This is a genomic window from Protofrankia sp. Cas8 (genome assembly GCF_963555845.1).
Taxonomy (GTDB): Bacteria; Actinomycetota; Actinomycetes; order Frankiales; family Frankiaceae; genus Protofrankia.
This window is the reverse complement of record NZ_CAUVXI010000026.1, coordinates 1-15,702: the sequence shown is the minus strand read 5'-3', so window position 1 is coordinate 15,702 and position 15,702 is coordinate 1. Positions and strand designations below refer to the sequence as shown.

The 15,702-nt window shown below is 70.6% G+C and carries 19 protein-coding genes and 2 pseudogenes; 7 read left to right on the top strand and 14 right to left on the bottom strand.

What is annotated here, in order from left to right:
- Positions 1-81 precede the first annotated feature (81 nt).
- The 3 genes from U9977_RS06530 to U9977_RS06520 are packed head-to-tail and all read right to left on the bottom strand — an operon-like array spanning position 82 to position 2,035.
- Entirely contained in the window at positions 82-768 is a 687-nt protein-coding gene (locus U9977_RS06530) for an ABC transporter permease (protein WP_322748272.1), read from the bottom strand.
- Positions 765-1,661, bottom strand: coding sequence for an ABC transporter ATP-binding protein (locus tag U9977_RS06525; RefSeq protein ID WP_322748271.1), 897 nt, complete (start codon positions 1,659-1,661; stop codon positions 765-767). Before U9977_RS06525 ends, U9977_RS06530 begins: the two co-directional genes overlap by 4 nt.
- The gene (locus U9977_RS06520) at positions 1,658-2,035 is read right to left on the bottom strand and encodes a GntR family transcriptional regulator (protein WP_322748270.1); all 378 of its coding nucleotides are present in this window, start codon (positions 2,033-2,035) and stop codon (positions 1,658-1,660) included. Before U9977_RS06520 ends, U9977_RS06525 begins: the two co-directional genes overlap by 4 nt.
- Positions 2,036-2,382: 347 nt before the next feature.
- Between U9977_RS06520 and U9977_RS06515 the strand changes: the two genes are divergently transcribed.
- Positions 2,383-2,556: a hypothetical protein gene (locus U9977_RS06515; protein ID WP_322748269.1), complete on the top strand. Its 174-nt coding sequence runs from the start codon at positions 2,383-2,385 to the stop codon at positions 2,554-2,556.
- A gap of 161 nt (positions 2,557-2,717) precedes the next feature.
- Here U9977_RS06515 and U9977_RS06510 read toward each other — a convergent pair whose 3' ends face one another.
- The 3 genes from U9977_RS06510 to U9977_RS06500 are packed head-to-tail and all read right to left on the bottom strand — an operon-like array spanning position 2,718 to position 5,094.
- A complete protein-coding gene (locus U9977_RS06510; RefSeq protein WP_322748268.1) occupies positions 2,718-3,221 on the bottom strand; it encodes a hypothetical protein in 504 nt (167 codons plus the stop codon).
- Positions 3,222-3,226: 5 nt separating this feature from the next.
- Positions 3,227-4,102 carry an ABC transporter permease gene (locus U9977_RS06505; protein ID WP_322748267.1) on the bottom strand — a complete coding sequence of 292 codons (876 nt, stop codon included), beginning with the start codon at positions 4,100-4,102 and terminating at the stop codon, positions 3,227-3,229.
- A complete protein-coding gene (locus U9977_RS06500) occupies positions 4,099-5,094 on the bottom strand; it encodes an ABC transporter ATP-binding protein (protein ID WP_322748266.1) in 996 nt (331 codons plus the stop codon). The genes U9977_RS06505 and U9977_RS06500 overlap by 4 nt, the downstream gene beginning before the upstream one ends.
- 231 nt (positions 5,095-5,325) lie before the next feature.
- On the opposite strand from U9977_RS06500, the gene U9977_RS06495 reads away from it, so the two are divergent.
- Genes U9977_RS06495 through U9977_RS06480 form a run of 4 tightly spaced genes read left to right on the top strand, consistent with a single transcriptional unit; the run spans position 5,326 to position 8,209 of the window.
- Positions 5,326-5,745 (top strand): BlaI/MecI/CopY family transcriptional regulator, encoded by a 420-nt coding sequence (locus U9977_RS06495; RefSeq protein WP_322748265.1) that lies wholly within the window; start codon positions 5,326-5,328, stop codon positions 5,743-5,745.
- A gap of 4 nt (positions 5,746-5,749) precedes the next feature.
- Positions 5,750-6,697, top strand: coding sequence for a M48 family metalloprotease (locus U9977_RS06490; RefSeq protein ID WP_322748264.1), 948 nt, complete (start codon positions 5,750-5,752; stop codon positions 6,695-6,697).
- A 43-nt stretch (positions 6,698-6,740) separates the two neighbouring features.
- Positions 6,741-7,457, top strand: a complete 717-nt coding sequence (locus U9977_RS06485; protein ID WP_322748263.1) for a DedA family protein — start codon at positions 6,741-6,743, stop codon at positions 7,455-7,457.
- Positions 7,454-8,209, top strand: coding sequence for a hypothetical protein (locus U9977_RS06480; RefSeq protein ID WP_322748262.1), 756 nt, complete (start codon positions 7,454-7,456; stop codon positions 8,207-8,209). The genes U9977_RS06485 and U9977_RS06480 overlap by 4 nt, the downstream gene beginning before the upstream one ends.
- A 192-nt stretch (positions 8,210-8,401) precedes the next feature.
- Here U9977_RS06480 and U9977_RS06475 read toward each other — a convergent pair whose 3' ends face one another.
- From U9977_RS06475 to U9977_RS06465, 3 genes are all read right to left on the bottom strand, one after another.
- On the bottom strand, positions 8,402-8,863 hold the full coding sequence (locus U9977_RS06475; RefSeq protein ID WP_322748261.1) for an SRPBCC domain-containing protein: 462 nt from the start codon (positions 8,861-8,863) through the stop codon (positions 8,402-8,404).
- A gap of 51 nt (positions 8,864-8,914) precedes the next feature.
- Positions 8,915-10,405 (bottom strand): MFS transporter, encoded by a 1,491-nt coding sequence (locus U9977_RS06470; RefSeq protein WP_322748260.1) that lies wholly within the window; start codon positions 10,403-10,405, stop codon positions 8,915-8,917.
- 78 nt (positions 10,406-10,483) lie between these two features.
- On the bottom strand, positions 10,484-11,095 hold the full coding sequence (locus U9977_RS06465; RefSeq protein ID WP_322748259.1) for a TetR/AcrR family transcriptional regulator: 612 nt from the start codon (positions 11,093-11,095) through the stop codon (positions 10,484-10,486).
- 79 nt (positions 11,096-11,174) lie between these two features.
- Here U9977_RS06465 and U9977_RS26850 point away from each other — a divergent pair.
- Positions 11,175-11,370 (top strand): annotated as a pseudogene (locus tag U9977_RS26850) (integrase); the annotation flags it as partial.
- A gap of 84 nt (positions 11,371-11,454) precedes the next feature.
- Positions 11,455-12,507 carry a lactonase family protein gene (locus U9977_RS06460; RefSeq protein ID WP_322748258.1) on the top strand — a complete coding sequence of 351 codons (1,053 nt, stop codon included), beginning with the start codon at positions 11,455-11,457 and terminating at the stop codon, positions 12,505-12,507.
- A 134-nt stretch (positions 12,508-12,641) separates the two neighbouring features.
- Here the strand turns inward: U9977_RS06460 and U9977_RS06455 are convergent, their stop codons facing one another.
- The 5 genes and pseudogenes from U9977_RS06455 to U9977_RS06435 all read right to left on the bottom strand — a co-directional run.
- The gene (locus U9977_RS06455; protein WP_322748257.1) at positions 12,642-13,097 is read right to left on the bottom strand and encodes a hypothetical protein; all 456 of its coding nucleotides are present in this window, start codon (positions 13,095-13,097) and stop codon (positions 12,642-12,644) included.
- 270 nt (positions 13,098-13,367) lie between these two features.
- Positions 13,368-13,700, bottom strand: a complete 333-nt coding sequence (locus U9977_RS06450) for a metalloregulator ArsR/SmtB family transcription factor (RefSeq protein WP_322748256.1) — start codon at positions 13,698-13,700, stop codon at positions 13,368-13,370.
- Positions 13,697-14,098, bottom strand: a complete 402-nt coding sequence (locus tag U9977_RS06445) for an SRPBCC domain-containing protein (RefSeq protein WP_322748292.1) — start codon at positions 14,096-14,098, stop codon at positions 13,697-13,699. The genes U9977_RS06450 and U9977_RS06445 overlap by 4 nt, the downstream gene beginning before the upstream one ends.
- Positions 14,016-14,768, bottom strand: a complete 753-nt coding sequence (locus tag U9977_RS06440) for a hypothetical protein (protein ID WP_322748255.1) — start codon at positions 14,766-14,768, stop codon at positions 14,016-14,018. Before U9977_RS06440 ends, U9977_RS06445 begins: the two co-directional genes overlap by 83 nt.
- Before the next feature lie 80 nt (positions 14,769-14,848).
- A pseudogene (locus tag U9977_RS06435) lies at positions 14,849-15,702 on the bottom strand (hypothetical protein); the annotation flags it as partial.

Genomic DNA, 15,702 nt, shown 5'->3' with positions numbered 1-15,702 from the left:
CTCAGTAAGAAGAGCTGGCGGCTTGTCTGCATTTGACGACCGCTTCACCGTTGGCCTGGGAGGTGCAGCGCGGCGGTGTGATCAGACCGTGGCCCGGCGGATCGTGGTGAGTCCACCGGCGAAGAGCGTGGCCGTGAGGGCGGCGAGTACGCCGGTCAGCCCGGCGGCGCGCAGGGCGCTGAAGAAGTGGCCGATGCCTGGCCAGGCATGGGTCCAGGTGGCGATGAGCGTGGCGGCGAGCAGCACGGTGATCTGGCCGGCGATGAAGGCGACCAGGCCGGTGACGTTCCAGCGGCGGTAGACGATACCGAACCACATGCCGTAGACGAACAGCAGCGCCAGGCCCACGAACGAGGTCAGCCAGGTGAGATACCACGGCCCGGCGAGGATGTAGGTCACCCGGAAGAAGTGCAGGGTCACGCCCCATCCGCCGGTGGCCCGCTCGATGGCCTGTAGCACGGTGAGAGCGAGTCCGTAGACGGCGGCGAGGACGACAGCGAGGCCGGCGGTCCCGAGGTAGTAGCAGCGCCGGCTGACTCCGAGGGCGAGTCCGAACGGCAACGACCGGGAGGTGCTGAGCAGCCCGCAGAGGAATATGTAGGTGTAGATCGAGGCTAGCCCGCCGGTGTGGTTGCCCGGGGTCTCGGCGGCGACGACCAGGTTGACGGCGAAGCTGAACGCCAGGATGGCCCAGGGCAGCACCACGTAGATGACCCGTTGGATGAGGTGGTAGCGGGCAACGTTGATGACAGTGAGCCAGCTGGTCATGCGCTCGTCCTCTCCTGCGGCTCCTCGGCGGCCCGGCCCGAGGCGTGGACCATCACCTGCTGCAGCGACAGGGATTCCACGCTGAGGTGCAGGTCGCGGGCGCGAATCCGGTCGCCGTCATCGAGGGCCCCGGCGACGACGACAGACTCCTGGGAGGCGATCTGGCGGCGGTCCCAGGTGGGGCGGCCGGCGACGAGCTCCTCCACCGCGGCGGTCGGGCCGCTCACGGTCGTGAACGCGCCGCGAATGTCGTCGGCGGCGGCGTCGAGGATGACCCGCCCTCGGTCGATCATCACCACCCGTTCCAGCAGCCCGGCGACCTCGTTGATCAGGTGGGTGGACAGCAGCACCGTACGGGGGTGCTCGGCGTACTCGACGAGCAGCCGGTCGTAGAACAGCTGGCGGGCGACCGCGTCGAGACCGGCGTAGGGCTCGTCGAACAGCGTCACCTCGGCCCGTGCCGCCAGGCCGATCACAATGCTCAGCGCCGAACGCATCCCCCGGGAGAGCCGCTTGATCGCCCGGTCGGTCGGCAGGTCGAACTCGCCGGTCAGCGTCTCGGCCAGCTCACCACTCCAGTTGGGATAGAACCATGACGCCACCTTCAGGGCGTGGCCGACCGTGAAGTCGGGGAAGACTTGATCTTCGCGAACGAACACCATGCGGCGCAGGATGGCGTCGTTCTCGATCGGGCTGGCGCCCAGCACCAGGATCTGCCCGGCCGAGGGGCGTTCCTGGGCGGCGACGATGCGCAACAGGGTGGTCTTGCCGGCGCCGTTGCGACCCAGCAGCCCGGTGATGGACGGCCCTTCGATGTCGAGCGTGACGTCGTGGAGGGCGAGGTGGTTGCGGTAGCGGCGGGTCACGCCGGTCACCGAGATCGTCGCCGTCACAGCGTGATACCTCCCTGGGCGTGGATGGCTTCCTGGATCAGCGCCACCAGCGCATCGGCGTCGATCCCGAGCCGGTGGGCCTCGGCGACCAGCGGCTGCACGTAGCGCTCGGCGAACCGCTTGCGGCGCTCCTCGAGCAGTCGCTCGCGGGCGCCGGCCGCCACGAACATGCCGATCCCCCGACGCTTCTCCAGCAGCCCGTCGTCGGTCAGTCGGTTGATGCCCTTGGCCGCGGTGGCCGGGTTGATCCGGTGGTAGGCGGCCAGTTCGTTGGTCGACGGCACCCGTTCGCCCTCCGCGAGCGCACCCTCGGCGATCTCCTCGGCCAGCCGCTGCGCGATCTGGGCGAACAGCGGTGTCCCGTCATCGAGCACATCCACTCCCCGGGGGCCGGCGATGCCTATGCTCGTCGGTTAGTTACAGAACTAACGTACCGGGGAAGCGAGATCTGTCAAGGGCGGACGATCGATCGGCACAGACCGCGACCCCCGCCACGAGCGGGCGTTGCCTCGCCGGCGGGGATGTCGGGCGAGGGCCGGCCCTCGGCCGGGAGACGGAGCGTGGCACGGCCGGGGGCCGTGATCCGACCTGGTCGCCCTTGCATGAGGTCGGACCTTGTATCCGATCCTGCCCGTTGTGGCGGTGTTGACTCCTGGCGTCTGTTGCCGCGGCTGGGCCGGGGTGAGGGGTGCGCCGCGGGTGGCGAGGGCATGGTGTCTGGGTGAGAGCAGGGTGGGAGCGGCCGGTGGTTACCGTGATCGGTGTGATGGTGTCGTGGCTGATCTCGGTGGTGGAGCGCTGGCAGGCGAGCTGGGCGGGTCGATGGTCCCGTGCGGCGTGGCGCTGGCTGGTTCCCGGGGGCACCGCGGGCCGATCTGTCCCGGTGATGGCCTGACGGGTCGCCCGACCGCCGTGGCAGAGAGGGGTACCGCACCGGCGCCGGTCCGGGAGTATCGCTGGTTGCACGGCACGTCGTGCCGGATGGATTCCTGGGCGATCGCTACCGGTGGCGGTGGGTCGGTGGGCATTCTCGTGGCCGTGGGCCGGACGGGGTCGTCAGGTGGTGTTGAAGCAGCCGTCGAACTCGAAGACCGGATTGATGACGTTCGTGCCGGTGGCGGTCGCGATGGTGAGGGGGCCGACGAGTTTCGCGGGACCGCTGGCCATGTAGCAGCCGTTGGAACGGGCCTGGACGTCGTACTTGCCGTTCTGGGCCTTGCCGGTCGTGTCGGTCCAGGTGACTGTGCAGGCCCAGTCGCTGCCGGCACCCTGATCGGCCACGGTCGGGCCGCCGTTGTCCGGCCCGGTGGGGTTGCCGCGGTGACAGGTCGCTGTGGCGGCGACCGCGGCCGGGGTGAGGCCGGGATGGCCGAGCAGGGCCTGCTGCTGGACGTAGAGGTGGGCGAAGACCGGGCTGATGGAGCCCTCCAGCCGGGGGCGGGTGATGTCCGGGGAGCCGCAGCCGGCCAGGGCCACGGTGAGCGCCACGGCGCCGGCGGCGGCGACCGCCCGGGGCAGGCGGGTAACGAGCGGCAGGTGGGGCAGGATGGGTCGTGGCATCGGGGTCAGCCTCCGGTGATGTCGCGGCGACGCAGCACGGTGTAGGCGACGCCCAGGCAGATCGCGATGTAGGCGAGGCTGACGAGTGCGCCCTGGGACAGCGGGCCGTAGTAGGGGTCGCCGGCCAGCAGGCCGTGCCAGGAGTCGAACGGGGTGGTCAGGAGCAGGTGGCGGATGGTGTCGGTGCCGTTGAGGAACGCGTAGAGCTGCATGACCAGCCCGAGGATGATCGGGCCGACGATCCCGACCGGAGTGCTGCGGGTGACCACCGACAGCATCAGCCCGATGCTGGTGAACCCGAGTAGGGGCGGGAGCGCGGTCGCCCATGCGGCGAGGACCAGTCCGGCGGCGTGGCCGGCGGGCAGCAGGGTGCCCGACAGGCTTTCCAACGGCTGGTGTCCGACGAGCAGGACGCCCGCGGCCAGGGCGCTGGCCGCGAGTACGGCGAGCACGAGCACCGCGAAGGTGGCTGCGGCCAGCGTCTTGCCCCAGAAAATCTGGGTGCGGCTGTGGGAGCGGGTCAGGATGGTCTTCCACGTGCCGTGCTGGTCCTCGCTGGCGAAGATGTCACCGGCGACCAGGCTGGTCAGCAGCGGGAACACCCACTGGGCGGCGAACCCGAGGATGAGCAGCGGGGTGGCGAAGCCGCTGGTGTGCACCCATCGGCCGTAGAGGGTGTCTTTGGGGAGCCGGTCCTGCTGGTTGAGCAGGACGACGAAGACGAACGGTGTGACCAGGCAGACTGCGAGGGTGGCGCGGGTGCGGGCCTGGGCGGCGAGTTTGGTGATCTCCCAGCGGTAGACGGTCACGATCCGGCCGGGGGTCCGTGGCGGGCCGTCGGTGCCGGTTGTCGTCGCCGCGTCGGGGGTGATGGTGGTCATCGGGCTGCTCCGGTCAGGGCGTCCGGGCCGCTGCCCCGGCCGCTGCGCGCAGCGGGCACGGGGTCGGGGGTGGTTTCGGTGAGGAGGAAGAACAGCGACTCCAGCGGTGCGACCTCGAGGGTGAGGGTGCGGACCGCGATTGCGGCCTGGCCCAGCGCGATGGTGTAGGCGTCGACCTGGTCGGGTTGGGCGTGCAGCGCAAGCCCGCCGGCGGGATGCGGGGCGACGGTCACGCCGGGGTGCGCGGCGGCGACGTGCAGGGCACGGGTGTCGTCGCTGGTGGCCAGCCGGTGGGCCGGGTCGGGGGCCTGGGTGCGCAGGTCGGTGATGGAGCCGTGGTAGGCGACCCGGCCGGTGCGCATGATGGTGACGTTGTCGCAGATCTCCTCGACCTCGTCCATGTTGTGGCTGCTCAGCAGCACCGTGAGTCCGCCGGCGGCGAGGCGTTTGACCAGGGCGCGCATGTCGCGGATCCCGGCGGGGTCCAGGCCGTTGGCGGGTTCGTCGAGGACGAGTAGCCGGGGGTCGCGCAGCAGTGCGGCGGCGACGCCGAGGCGTTGGCGCATCCCGAAGGAGTAGCCGCGGACCTTGTCGCCGGCCCGGCCGGCGAGATCGACGAGGTCGAGGACGGTGTCGATGCGTCCGGCGGCGTCGGTGGTATCACCGGCGTCGAGGCCGGCGAGCAGCGTCAGGTTGCGCCGGCCGGACAGGTAGGGGTAGAAGCGGGGGCTTTCGATGAATCCCGCGACCCCGTCCAGGGTGCGGGGGCCGGCCTGCGCCCAGGTCCGGCCGAATACCCGCAGGGTGCCGGCGTCGGGACGGATGAGCCCGAACAGCATCCGCAGGAATGTTGTTTTCCCGGCGCCGTTGGGGCCGAGGATGCCGTAGACCTCGCCGACGTCCACGCGCAGGTCGACCTCGGCGACCGCGGTGAGGCCACCGAAACGTTTGACCAGGCCGGTGGCTTCCACCGCTGGTACGACAAGCGTCATACGCCCTCTCTCTTTCTTGTGGGTCGGCCACGGCGGGTCGCCCCGGCGGGTGTGTCATCCCGCCGGTGGGCAGGCCTGGGCGCATCGGTCTCGACGCGGTCCTCGTCGCTGGTCACACCGCCCCCTCCCTGTGTGCGCTGAACGTGATGCAGTAGCTACCTCCGGCAGACTACTACGACGTTGTCGTATGCTACGACGAGACGTCGTAGATATGGGATGGCGGGGGGTTGCATGGGCGACCGGAGTGAGAGTCGGCGGGCCCGCCGGGCGCGGGGCGCGCTGGAAAGCGAGGTCCTGGCCGTGCTGTGGGCCACCGGTGGGCCGGTGACCCCGGCCGCGATCCAGCAGTCCCTCGGCGGTGATCTTGCCTATACGACGGTGACGACGATCCTCGCCCGGTTGGCGGAGAAGGGGCTGGCGGACCGGGTACCGGCCGGCCGTGGCTACGCCTGGCGGGCGGTGGCCGCGCGGGAGGAACTCGCCGCCCGCCAGATGAAGACCCTGCTGACCCGGGGGGAGACCCCGACCGCGGTGCTGCAGCGGTTCGTCGAACAACTCAGCCCCGCCGAAGGCGCGGTCCTGCGATCCCTGCTGGCCGCCCAGCCGCCGCCCGCCGCCGGCCGGTCCGATGCGGGCCGGGGCGGGGACTGACGGTGTGGATCAGCGTCTACCTGGCGTTGGCCGCCTCGGTGCTGCTCACGGTGGCAGCGCCGGCCGGCGCACGGCGACTCCCGCCACGGCCGGCGCACGGCGACTCCCGCCACGGCGGGCCGCGGCCGTCCTGGCCGCCGCCGCGGTCGCCGCCGGCTGCGGGTGGGCGTGGGATCTGGCCCTGCTGGCCTGGACACTGATCGGCCAGTTTCCCCTGGTGCGACGGTTCGGGCACTGGTCCGGCCCGGTCCTGGCCGCGCACGACCCGGTGTCCCCGATGATCGCGACCCTTGCCACGGTCCTGGTCGTCGTCGCCGCGGCCACCATGATGGTCTCGGTGCTGCGTTGCGGCCGGGACGTCGGCTGGCTGCTGCGCACCGCCCGGCACTGTCCGCCGGCGACCGGCGGCGGTCTGGTCGTCGTCGACGATCCGGCGCCGCGGGCGCTCGCCGTGCCGGGGCTACCCGGCCGGGTGGTGGTGACCTCGTCGCTGCTGCGCGCCCTGACCGCGGCGGAGCGGCGGGTCGTGTTCGCGCACGAACACTCCCATCTGCGTCATGCCCATCTGGGCTATCGGCTGCTGGTTCGTCTCGCGGCCGGTCTGAACCCGCTGCTGTGGCCGCTGGTCGCCGACTGCGACTACACCCTGGAGCGGTGGGCCGATGAAGACGCCGCCACTGCGGTCGCCGACCGTGGTCTCGCCGCGGCGGCGCTCGCGCGGGCCGCACTGGCCACCGTCGACACCGACGCGGCTGCGCCCTCGGCGTTGGCGTTCCACGAGCATGCGGTGTCGCGCCGGGTCGCCGCGCTCCTCGCCCCGCCCCCACCGCTGCGGTGGCTCCCGGCTGTGGTTCCGGCCGCCCTCGGGCTGATCGCGGCCGTATGTGCGGTCGAGGCGGGCCGCGAGGTTGAGCGGCTGTTCGAACTCGCCATGCACGGCTGGCCCCACTAACCATGGCCCTCCTCATCCATGTTCTGTGTGCCCGGTGGCTGCGATGACCGCCACCACCATGATCACCGCGGCGGGTGGAGGGCTGCTCGGGCATCTCCTGGTCCTGCACGGCCCGGCCGCTTACGCCCTCATCGGTGCCCTCGCCTTCGCCGAGGCCGCGGTTTTTCTCGGGTTCGTCCTGCCCGGTGAGACCGCGGTCCTGCTCGGTGGGGTACTGGCCAGCCAGCATGCGGTCAGCCTGCCCGGGATGGCCGCGATTGTGGTCGCCGCCGCGATCGGCGGTGACACGGTCGGCTACGAGGTGGGCCGGCACTTCGGTGACCGGATCCTGGCGCTGCCGATCTTGCGCCGGCGCCACCGGGCGATCGACCGGGCCCGTGTCTACCTGCGAACCCGTGGGGGCCGGGCGGTGTTCCTCGGCCGGTTCACCGCGTTCCTGCGGGCGGTCATGCCCGGCCTAGCCGGGGCGTCCCGGCTGCCCTACCGCCGGTTCCTGACCTTCAACGCCGCCGGCGGTCTGCTGTGGGGGATCGGGTTCACCCTGCTCGGCTACGCCGCCGGCGCCTCCTACGCAAAGGTCGAGAAGGCGGCCGGCTGGGCGTCCACCGGGCTGCTGCTGGTGTTCGCCGCCGGGCTGTTCGCCGCGCACCGCTACCGCGCCCGACACGATCCGGCCGCCGATCCCAACGCGGCGGCCGATTCCGACGCGGCGGCCGATCCTGACCGGCTGGACACGCCACCTTCGGGGCCGGGCCGGTGAACGCCCCGCTCCTGTTCGCCACGACGTTCCTCGCCTGCACGGTCGAGGCGGTGGAGGCGTTCACCATCGTGCTGGCCGTCGGGATCAGCCGCGGCTGGCGGCCGGTGTCGCTCGGTACCGCCGGTGGGACCGCGGTCCTGGCGGTCGTGGTCGCCGCGGCCGGACCGGCGCTCGCCCGCGTCCCACTGGCTCCGCTCCGGCTGGTCGTCGGGGTGCTGCTGCTCGCCGTCGGCGTCGGGTGGCTACGCAAAGCGGTCCTGCGTGCCGCCGGGAGCAAACCGTTGCGCGACGAACAGGCCGTGTTCACTCGCTACCAGGCCGCCGCCGTCGACGCCGGACCCGTCGGTGGTCACCTCGATGGCTACGGTTTCACTCTCGCGTTCAAGGCCGTCCTGCTGGAAGGCCTTGAGGTCGCGCTCATCGTCGTCACCACCGGCGCCACCAGCGGACGTACACCGCTGACCGCGGCCGCCGCCGGATGCGCCGTGCTCACCGTGACCGCCGTCGGGGCGGCGGTCGTACGGCCCCTGACCCGCATCCCGGAAAACACGATCAAATTTGTGGTCGGTGTCCTGACCACCTCGTTCGGAGTGTTCTGGGCCGCCGACGGCGCCGGGCTGGACTGGCCGGCCGGTGACGGCGCGCTCCCCGGGCTCATCGCCCTGACCACGATGGTTGCCCTCACCATCACCGTCACCGTCACCGTCACCGCGCACCTCCGCCGTCGCGTGGCTGGTACGCCGCCTCCCTGACCGAAGGCTCGGCCTTCCCCGATCGCTCGTGCCGATCGACGACGAGCACGGGCAGCATCGCCTCGCGCCCGGTCAGACGATCAATCTGCGAAGATCTATTTGTATGAGGGTGTTCGGTCGCACGTAGCCGTGGCCTCCGCGGCAGGATTCCCGCGGGGTGGACGGTGCGGCGAACCCCCAGGGGGCCGCAGGTCAGCCGGCGTTCAGCGGTTCGCCGGTTTCGAGCAGGGTTTTGAGGCCGGACAGGACGCGCATCCATCCGGTGTCGGCGACGCGCGCGGCGGTCTTGGGGGCGCCCTCGAGACGGTCGTGGGTGACGGTGAGCAGGCTGACTCGATTTTCTTCGGAGGCGACGTGCCAGCTGACCCGGCTGGGGGCTTCGGTGGCGAGATCGGGGTCGTAGAGCGCGCGGTAGCCGACGACGAGGCGGTGTGGCGGGTCGGCGTCGAGGACGGTCTCGTCGCCCCAGAGGGCGGTACGGTCGGGCGAGTGGTAGCGGAACGGTGAGCCGACTGTCCCGGTGGTTTCGACCAGTGCGCCGAAAAGATAGCCGGGGCTGAATTCGGGTTTGGTTATCGCGTCCCAGATCTGCTGCGGGGTGGCGCGGATGAAGACCCGGTAGGTCTGGGTCGTCGGGGTGGTGGTCGTGGTCATGACGGGTCCTCGTCGTCGGTGTGCGAGCGGGCGGGTAGGTCCGGGTGCGGCCTATTCGGCTGGTTCGGCCGCGGGGCGCAGGAGGCGTCGGGTGCCGGCGTCGGGTGCGGGCGCGGGGTGGGCGGCTTGTGGGCGGATGTTGGGGGCACGCAGGGCGATCAGGGCGGCGGCGAGAACGGACAGGCTGCCGGCGAGCAGCGCTCGCGCAAGACCGGACGCGAGCGCCTGCTGCGGGGCGGTGTGGCCGGCGAGCAGGTGGTGGGTGCGGGCGGTGGCGAGCGCGGAGAAGACGGCGAGCCCGAGCGCGGAGCCGAGTTGCAGGGACGTGTTGAGCAGGCCGGCGGCGAGCCCGGCCTGGTCGGCGGGGACACCGGCGTTGGCGGCGGTGGTGACGGTGACGAACACGGCACCGAGCCCCACCGACATGATCAGAAGGCCGGGTAGCAGGTCGGTGAGGTACGAGCCGTGGACCGGCACGCGGGACAGGTAGTACATCCCACCGGCTGCGATCAGCGCACCGCCGGTGATGATCGGCCGGGTTCCGAGACGGCCGACGAGCTGGGTCGACACTCCCGCGGCAAGCATGATGCCGGCGGTCACGGGCAGGTAGGCGGCCCCGCCGCGGATCGGGGAGTAGCCGAGCACGTTCTGCATGTAGAGGGTGAGGAAGAAGAACATCGACAGGAAGCCGGCGAAGGCGAGCAGCTGGGTGGCGTCCGCCGCCGCCAGCCCCGGGACGCGGAACAGGGTGAACGGGAACAGCGGGTCGCGGACGCGGCGTTCGTTGGCGGCGAAGGCGGCGAGCAGCACGGCCGCGCATGCCAGCTCGCCGATCGTGTGCGCGGTGACCCAGCCGGCGTCGGGCGCTTTCACCAGCGCGTAGAGGCCCATCAGCATCCCGCCGGTGACCAGGATCGCCCCGCCGGCATCGAAGCCGGCGCGCGGCCCGCGGGCCCGTTCGGCCGAAACGAGGCGGAACGCGGCGGCGCCGACGAGGACGCAGACGGGGATGTTGACGAAGAGCACCCACCGCCAGCCGGGCCCCTGCGAGAGCACGCCGCCGAGGAACACGCCGACGGCGGCACCCAGCCCGCTCATCGCGCCCCACACGCCGAGCGCCCGGGTGCGGTCACGGCCGGTGGTGAAGGTGGTGGTCAGGATCGACAGTCCGGCGGGTGCCATCAGCGCCGCGCCGATGCCTTGGGCGACCCGCGCTGCGATCAGCGTCCCTGAGTGTGTGGCGAGGCCGCCGGCCAGCGAACAGACCGCGAACACGGTCGTGCCCGCGACCAGCACGCGGCGGCGGCCGAGCACGTCCGCCGCTCGGCCGCCGAGCAGGAGGAACCCGCCGTAGGTCACGACGTAGCCGGACAGTACCCACTGCAGGTTCTGCTGGGAGAAGCCCAGGTCGCGGCGGATCGACGGCAACGCGACGTTCATGATCGAGGAGTCGACGATGTCGAGGAACTGGACCGTGCACAGCAGCCCCAGCGTGAGTACGCCGCGGCGGGTGGCAAGGACTGAATCGGACGGGACGCTCATCGACCACCTTCAGATTGGACGGAATCGTCCAGCGAAGGCTAGACCGGACTGGACGATTCCGTCCAGTCCGGTGGGCGGTCAGACCGTGGCGAACGTGCGCGCGAACGTGAGCGCCGCGTCCACCGCGATCCGCAGCGACGTGCCGTCGCGGCGGGTTTCGCTCAGGAGCATGCCGCCTTCAAGACCCGCCAGCACGGCTGTGGCGAGCTGGCCGGGTGCGGCGTCCGCCCGCAGCTCACCCGCCGCCCGCATCCGCTCGAACGCGTCGGAGAACAGCCGCTCCCACGCGGCGAACGCGTCGACGACCCGTTCGCGGGCTCCCTCGTGGTGTCCGGCGACGTCGCTGGCCAGCGTCCCGATCGGGCATCCGGACGGGTCCTGCTCGTAGGCGGTGACGAAACCCGCCAGCACGCGCTCGAGGTCCGCCATCGTCGCCACTGCGGCGAACGCCTGCGTCAGGCTCGCGACGACCTGCTCGCACCGGTATGCCACCGCCGCCTCCATAAGCTGGTCCCGGCCGCCGAAGTAGTGGTAGAGCTGGCTCTTGCTCGCCCCGGCCGCGGCCAGCACCTGCTCCAGACTTACCGCCCGCACACCGTGCTCGGCGACGACGTCCGCAACGCGCGCGACGATCCGCTCGCGACTCGCGCGCCCGCGGGCGGTCATCGGCTCGCTCGGCATCGTCTTCATCTAACCAACTTTGGACTACGAGCGACCGGCAACAGGGGACGCGGCGTCGCGGGGCTGGGCTGGGGTACGCACCTCGCGTCACCGCCGGATCCAGGGCGAGCCCGTCGGGCTGGGCTATCCGGTCGGGGTCGTTACGGTCTGGCGGATCCTGCATCGTGCCGGAATGATCCAGCGCCCCGACGGGCGGACGCATCGTGGCGCACGTTTCTGCAGGTACCGGCATCCGGTGTCCTGGCCTGCGCTTTTTCACGGTGGATACCGCGTTCCTTCGCCGTCGGGTTTGTGGCCTCACCGGGTACGGGTAGATGTGGGCTCATCGGGAACCTGAAATTCGATGCCCATGAGCTCGAAGGAGAACGATGACTGAACGTGTAGGTAATCGGAGCGCGATGGGCGCTGCCGTGTACGTCCAGACCAATGATGTTGCCAGGAACGAGGCTGTCGCCTTCAGGCGTTCCGCGGACGGCATGCTTGCTCCGTTGGGGCGTTTCGAGACCGGCGGCCGCGGAACCGGAACTCCGCACCTGCCGTCGCAGAGTTCCGTTGTTCTCAGCGACGACGGTCGGTGGCTCCTGATCACGAACGCCGGCAGCGATGACCTGTCCCTGCTCATGGCGGAGGACGACAGGCTGCGGCTCTCCGATCGTGTCTCCTCCGGTGGTGCCAGGCCGACGAGCGTCGCGGTGAACGGCGACCTCGTCTACGTGCTCAACAACGGCACGCCGAACATCAGTGGTTTTCGCCTTCGGGACGGGAGGCTGACCCCGCTCGAGGGCTCGGCGAGGTCCCTGAGCGCCGGCAACGCGGATCCGGCCCAGGTGTCCTTCAGCCCGGACGGCCGGACGCTGGTGGTCACCGAACGTGGGACGAACAGCATCAGCGCTTATCGGATCGACGAGCGCGGCTATGCCGATGGTCCCACGACGATCCCGGCCGCTGGGCGGACTCCCTACGGCTTCGATTTCACCCCGCAGGGCTCGATGATCGTGACTGAGGCCTTCGGTGGTGAGGCCGGTGCCGCGGCGGCTTCCTCGTATGCCGTGGCGGGCGCGGGCCGGCTCGCTGCGGTGAGTGGTTCGGTCGGCGACACCCGTAGCGAGGTCTGCTGGGCCGCCGTGACCAGGGACGGGCGGTTCGCCTACGTGACGAACTTCGGTGATGGAACGGTCTCGAGCTATCAGGTCGACAACGATGGAGGGCTCACGCTCCTCGAACCGGTGGCGGGTTCGACCGGGAGGGATGCGAAGGGCATTCGTGACGAGGCCATCACCTCCGACGGCCGCTACCTGTACGCGATCGACACCGACGGCCGCCGGGTTCTCGGCTGGGCGGTGGGGCAGGATGGTCGGCTCGCGCCGGTCGGCGCGTTCGAGGGCGTTCCGCAGACCGTTGCCGGCCTGGCCGCACGTTGATCATCGGATTCAGTGCGTTGCGTGACGGCGACCTGTTCCGTGCGGATCTTCGCCTCCCGCCTTGCGGTACCGCCATGGGCGGTTGACGCCGCACCTCGATCTTCGCCTGTCTGGCGGGTCGCCTTCGGGAGTCGTCACCCATCGTTCTTGGTGTTGAGTTTTGGTGGGGTCGTGCGTGTACCCCACAGCTCGCTCAACCGGTCCCGGCGGGCATCGCTCAACGGCTCGTCGCCCACGAGCAGGACGTCCGCAGGCCGAAAACCGATCGGCTTGCGGGCGTAGCGCTCCACCAGGTCGACCCAGTCGGAACGGGTGTAGTAGGCGGGCGTGGGGTGCCCGCCGGAGGAGCTGGACTCGAAGTAGTTGACCAGCTCGGTCTGTGGAACCGCCTTCAGGCCGAAGGGGTACGCCTCGACCAGGTTCTCCTTGGTCGTGAGCGGCAGCGAGTCGAACTCGTCCACCGTGACCGGGCCGGTGAGACGCCGGGAGTAGAAGGGCGTGGTGAGCGCTCGCGTGAGCACGTCGTCGAGGTGCTTGCCGGTGAGCGCCTCGAGCTCCTCGAAGCTGGCCCAATCCCCGATCTGCGGCATTTTTGGGATCATGCTCGGGATTCTGCCCGGCGGTCCGGACGGGCGGTCGCAGGAGCGAGGACGGGGAAGTCCCGTACTCCGGGCCGACCTACCTCGGCCTCCGGCCGGCGGTCTCATGAGTGCGGGATGTTCTCCCGTATCCCGTATCCCGTAGGTCCGGCGCGGACACGAAGAAGGGCCCCGATCTGGTGTCGGGGCCCTTCTGCTCTCGTTCCGGTGCGGTGATGACGCCGTCCTGACCGGCGTTTTCCTTTTCCTTTTGGTTCCGGGTCACTCCTCCTGGGTCTCCGCCAGGCGCTTGATGACCTGCAGGCGGTAGTGCCATTCGGTGGCCATCCCGGCCATCCACCGGGCCGCTTCATCAAGGGCGCGCGGCTGGACCTCGTACTGGACTTCGCGGCCGGAGCGGTTGCCGGTGACCAGTCCGGCCCGGTCCAAGACCTGTAGGTGTTTGGCCACGGCCTGACGGCTGACGGGCAATTCGGCGGTCAGCTTGGTGGCCGTCCCGTTCCCTTCGTTGATCAGCACCCGCAGAATATGTTGGCGGACCGGATCAGCCAACGCCAAGAGCACGTCGTCGACCGGCCCTCGCTCCTCGATCATCCCACGAATTGTTCCACCCGCAGACGCAGGAAATCGAGTTTTCCCGGCCAGTTCTGAAGGTTCGCGGCCCGGCGGGCATACACGGTCTCGGCGGAGAGGTCGCTTAGGCTGTTGAACCCGCTCTCCACGACCCGCAGGACCGTGCCCTCGGCCACCGGGTCAAGGGTGAACTCGACCAGCGTGGCATTGCCATCCGTGGGCTCGGTGCCGGCGTCGCCCTGCGACCACCGGTAGGACAGCTGCCGCGGCCGGTCCACTTTCTCGATCCGGGCGGGCAGGGAACCGTGTACTCCGTGGTCAAACGTGTGGCAGAGATCAGTGCTCGTCCAGCCACGGGCGCTGCACCCGGTAGGACTGCACGGTCGGCGGGGTGAGGTAACCGGCGCTGACGAGGAAATAGAGGTATTCGGGCGCGGTCAGTCCGACCTCCTGGTGCAGGCCGAGCCGCAGCGCGCGGTCGTGGACCCAGCCCAGCCGGTCGCGCACGCCCTGCTCGCTGATGCTCAGCAGGCGGGCGGCCTGCTTGAGTTGCAGCGGTTTCGCCGGCAGCGACGGCGGCCAGGCCAGCAGGTCGGCGAAGACGAGCCGCACGGCCTCCTCCTGCGGCGGCGTCATCGGCAACGGCGACGGCGGGCTGGCCGTCATGCCGGTCGTGGTGTCCCGGGAGGGGTGCGGATCCGCCGTCGGGAACGGGAGCATGTCGGCCTCCAGCAGCACCCAGTGGTACGTCTCGGCCGGCAGGTCGCGGGTGAGGATCCGGACGGCGGCGCGCGGCCAGGTGACCCGTACCTGCCCGGCGATTGCCTGCGGCGGTTGACCCCAGGCATGCAGGGTCGCGCCGTTGCGGTTGCGGACGTCGAGGTCCCAGCCGAACTCGGTCGCGGTGACGACGAGCGCCTCACGGGAGACCCGCGTGTTCGGGATCTCGACCCCGAGCGGCAGCCGCGCCTCCCGGCCGACCGTCAGCGTCCGCCCGACCTGCAGCCGCCCCCCGACCGGCACCCGGCAACGCCTCGGTCCGTACTCATAAGCAAGGACCCACCGGTCCGCAGGAACCTGCGCGTCCATGTCCCGCCTTCCGCGCACCGCGCCGTCGGTGGGTGAGGCGGGCCGGTGGGTTGCCGGCGCCGCCTCGTCCAGGTCAGTCGTCAGGACGACTTCGTGCTGCTCGCGACCGAGGTTCCAGGGCCGAAGGTGGCGTCACCCAAAACGATATCCATGTTGGTCGCCTGGTGGGTGGTGTTGACAGTGGGGCTGCACTTGATTACCAGTTGCTGGGCGCCCTGCAGGTCCAGGTGAACCTGCTGCGGCTGCCCGAGAGCGATGTTGATCGGTGAACCCAGCTGGGTCGAGCCGTCCTTGACGAACGTGAGGGCCGTGGTGTTACCCGTCGCATTGGTGGCGTCATTGGGAACACCGATCACCGCGTCCAGGAACGCATACCCCGCGACATTGTAGGTGACGGTGGCACCGTAATAACTGCAGGCAAGACGGACGCTGAACGGGTAGGTGGTTGTCCCGACCTGCTCCGACCCGGTACTCACGGTGACGTTACCGTTGTTGACTGGCTTGATGGAGGAGAGGTTGGTCGTCCCGGTGACCTGCGGTGTGCCAGACGGTGTGGCCGGGCCGGTTGTTGCCGGGGGAGTCGACTCGGTTGTTCCCGAGGGAGTCGGTTCGGTTGTTCTGCGACCGGTCGGGGTCTGGGTGATCGTCGTCGGGCCGGTCGTCCCGGGAATGGTGGCGTTCGATTGCTGGGCGACCGGGGTGGTGGGGCCGGGGCTGCCGTCGCCGAGGAGCTGCGACACGACGATCGCGAGGATGACGATGATCGCGGCAGCGGCCGCGGCGAACGGCCACCACGTGCGGCTCGGCGATGGCGCCGGGGCCCTGCCGGGCGGCGGGGTGGGCCCCCCGGGATAGGGCGCGGGCGGGGGCAGGTACGCGACGTCGGGACGCGCCGGCGCCCCGCCGCCCGGGCCCGTCCCGGCCTGCGCGGGCG

Excerpts from the sequence above, each read along its gene's own strand:
- U9977_RS06530 (WP_322748272.1), bottom strand. The coding sequence starts at position 768 with ATGACCAGCTGGCTCACTGTCATCAACGTTGCCCGCTACCACCTCATC.
- U9977_RS06510 (WP_322748268.1), bottom strand. The coding sequence starts at position 3,221 with ATGCCACGACCCATCCTGCCCCACCTGCCGCTCGTTACCCGCCTGCCC.
- U9977_RS06505 (WP_322748267.1), bottom strand. The coding sequence starts at position 4,102 with ATGACCACCATCACCCCCGACGCGGCGACGACAACCGGCACCGACGGC.
- U9977_RS06500 (WP_322748266.1), bottom strand. The coding sequence starts at position 5,094 with ATGACGCTTGTCGTACCAGCGGTGGAAGCCACCGGCCTGGTCAAACGT.
- U9977_RS06495 (WP_322748265.1), top strand. The coding sequence starts at position 5,326 with ATGGGCGACCGGAGTGAGAGTCGGCGGGCCCGCCGGGCGCGGGGCGCG.
- U9977_RS06485 (WP_322748263.1), top strand. The coding sequence starts at position 6,741 with ATGACCGCCACCACCATGATCACCGCGGCGGGTGGAGGGCTGCTCGGG.
- U9977_RS06475 (WP_322748261.1), bottom strand. The coding sequence starts at position 8,863 with ATGACCACGACCACCACCCCGACGACCCAGACCTACCGGGTCTTCATC.
- U9977_RS06470 (WP_322748260.1), bottom strand. The coding sequence starts at position 10,405 with ATGAGCGTCCCGTCCGATTCAGTCCTTGCCACCCGCCGCGGCGTACTC.
- U9977_RS06465 (WP_322748259.1), bottom strand. The coding sequence starts at position 11,095 with ATGAAGACGATGCCGAGCGAGCCGATGACCGCCCGCGGGCGCGCGAGT.
- U9977_RS06460 (WP_322748258.1), top strand. The coding sequence starts at position 11,455 with ATGACTGAACGTGTAGGTAATCGGAGCGCGATGGGCGCTGCCGTGTAC.
- U9977_RS06455 (WP_322748257.1), bottom strand. The coding sequence starts at position 13,097 with ATGCCGCAGATCGGGGATTGGGCCAGCTTCGAGGAGCTCGAGGCGCTC.
- U9977_RS06450 (WP_322748256.1), bottom strand. The coding sequence starts at position 13,700 with ATGATCGAGGAGCGAGGGCCGGTCGACGACGTGCTCTTGGCGTTGGCT.
- U9977_RS06440 (WP_322748255.1), bottom strand. The coding sequence starts at position 14,768 with ATGGACGCGCAGGTTCCTGCGGACCGGTGGGTCCTTGCTTATGAGTAC.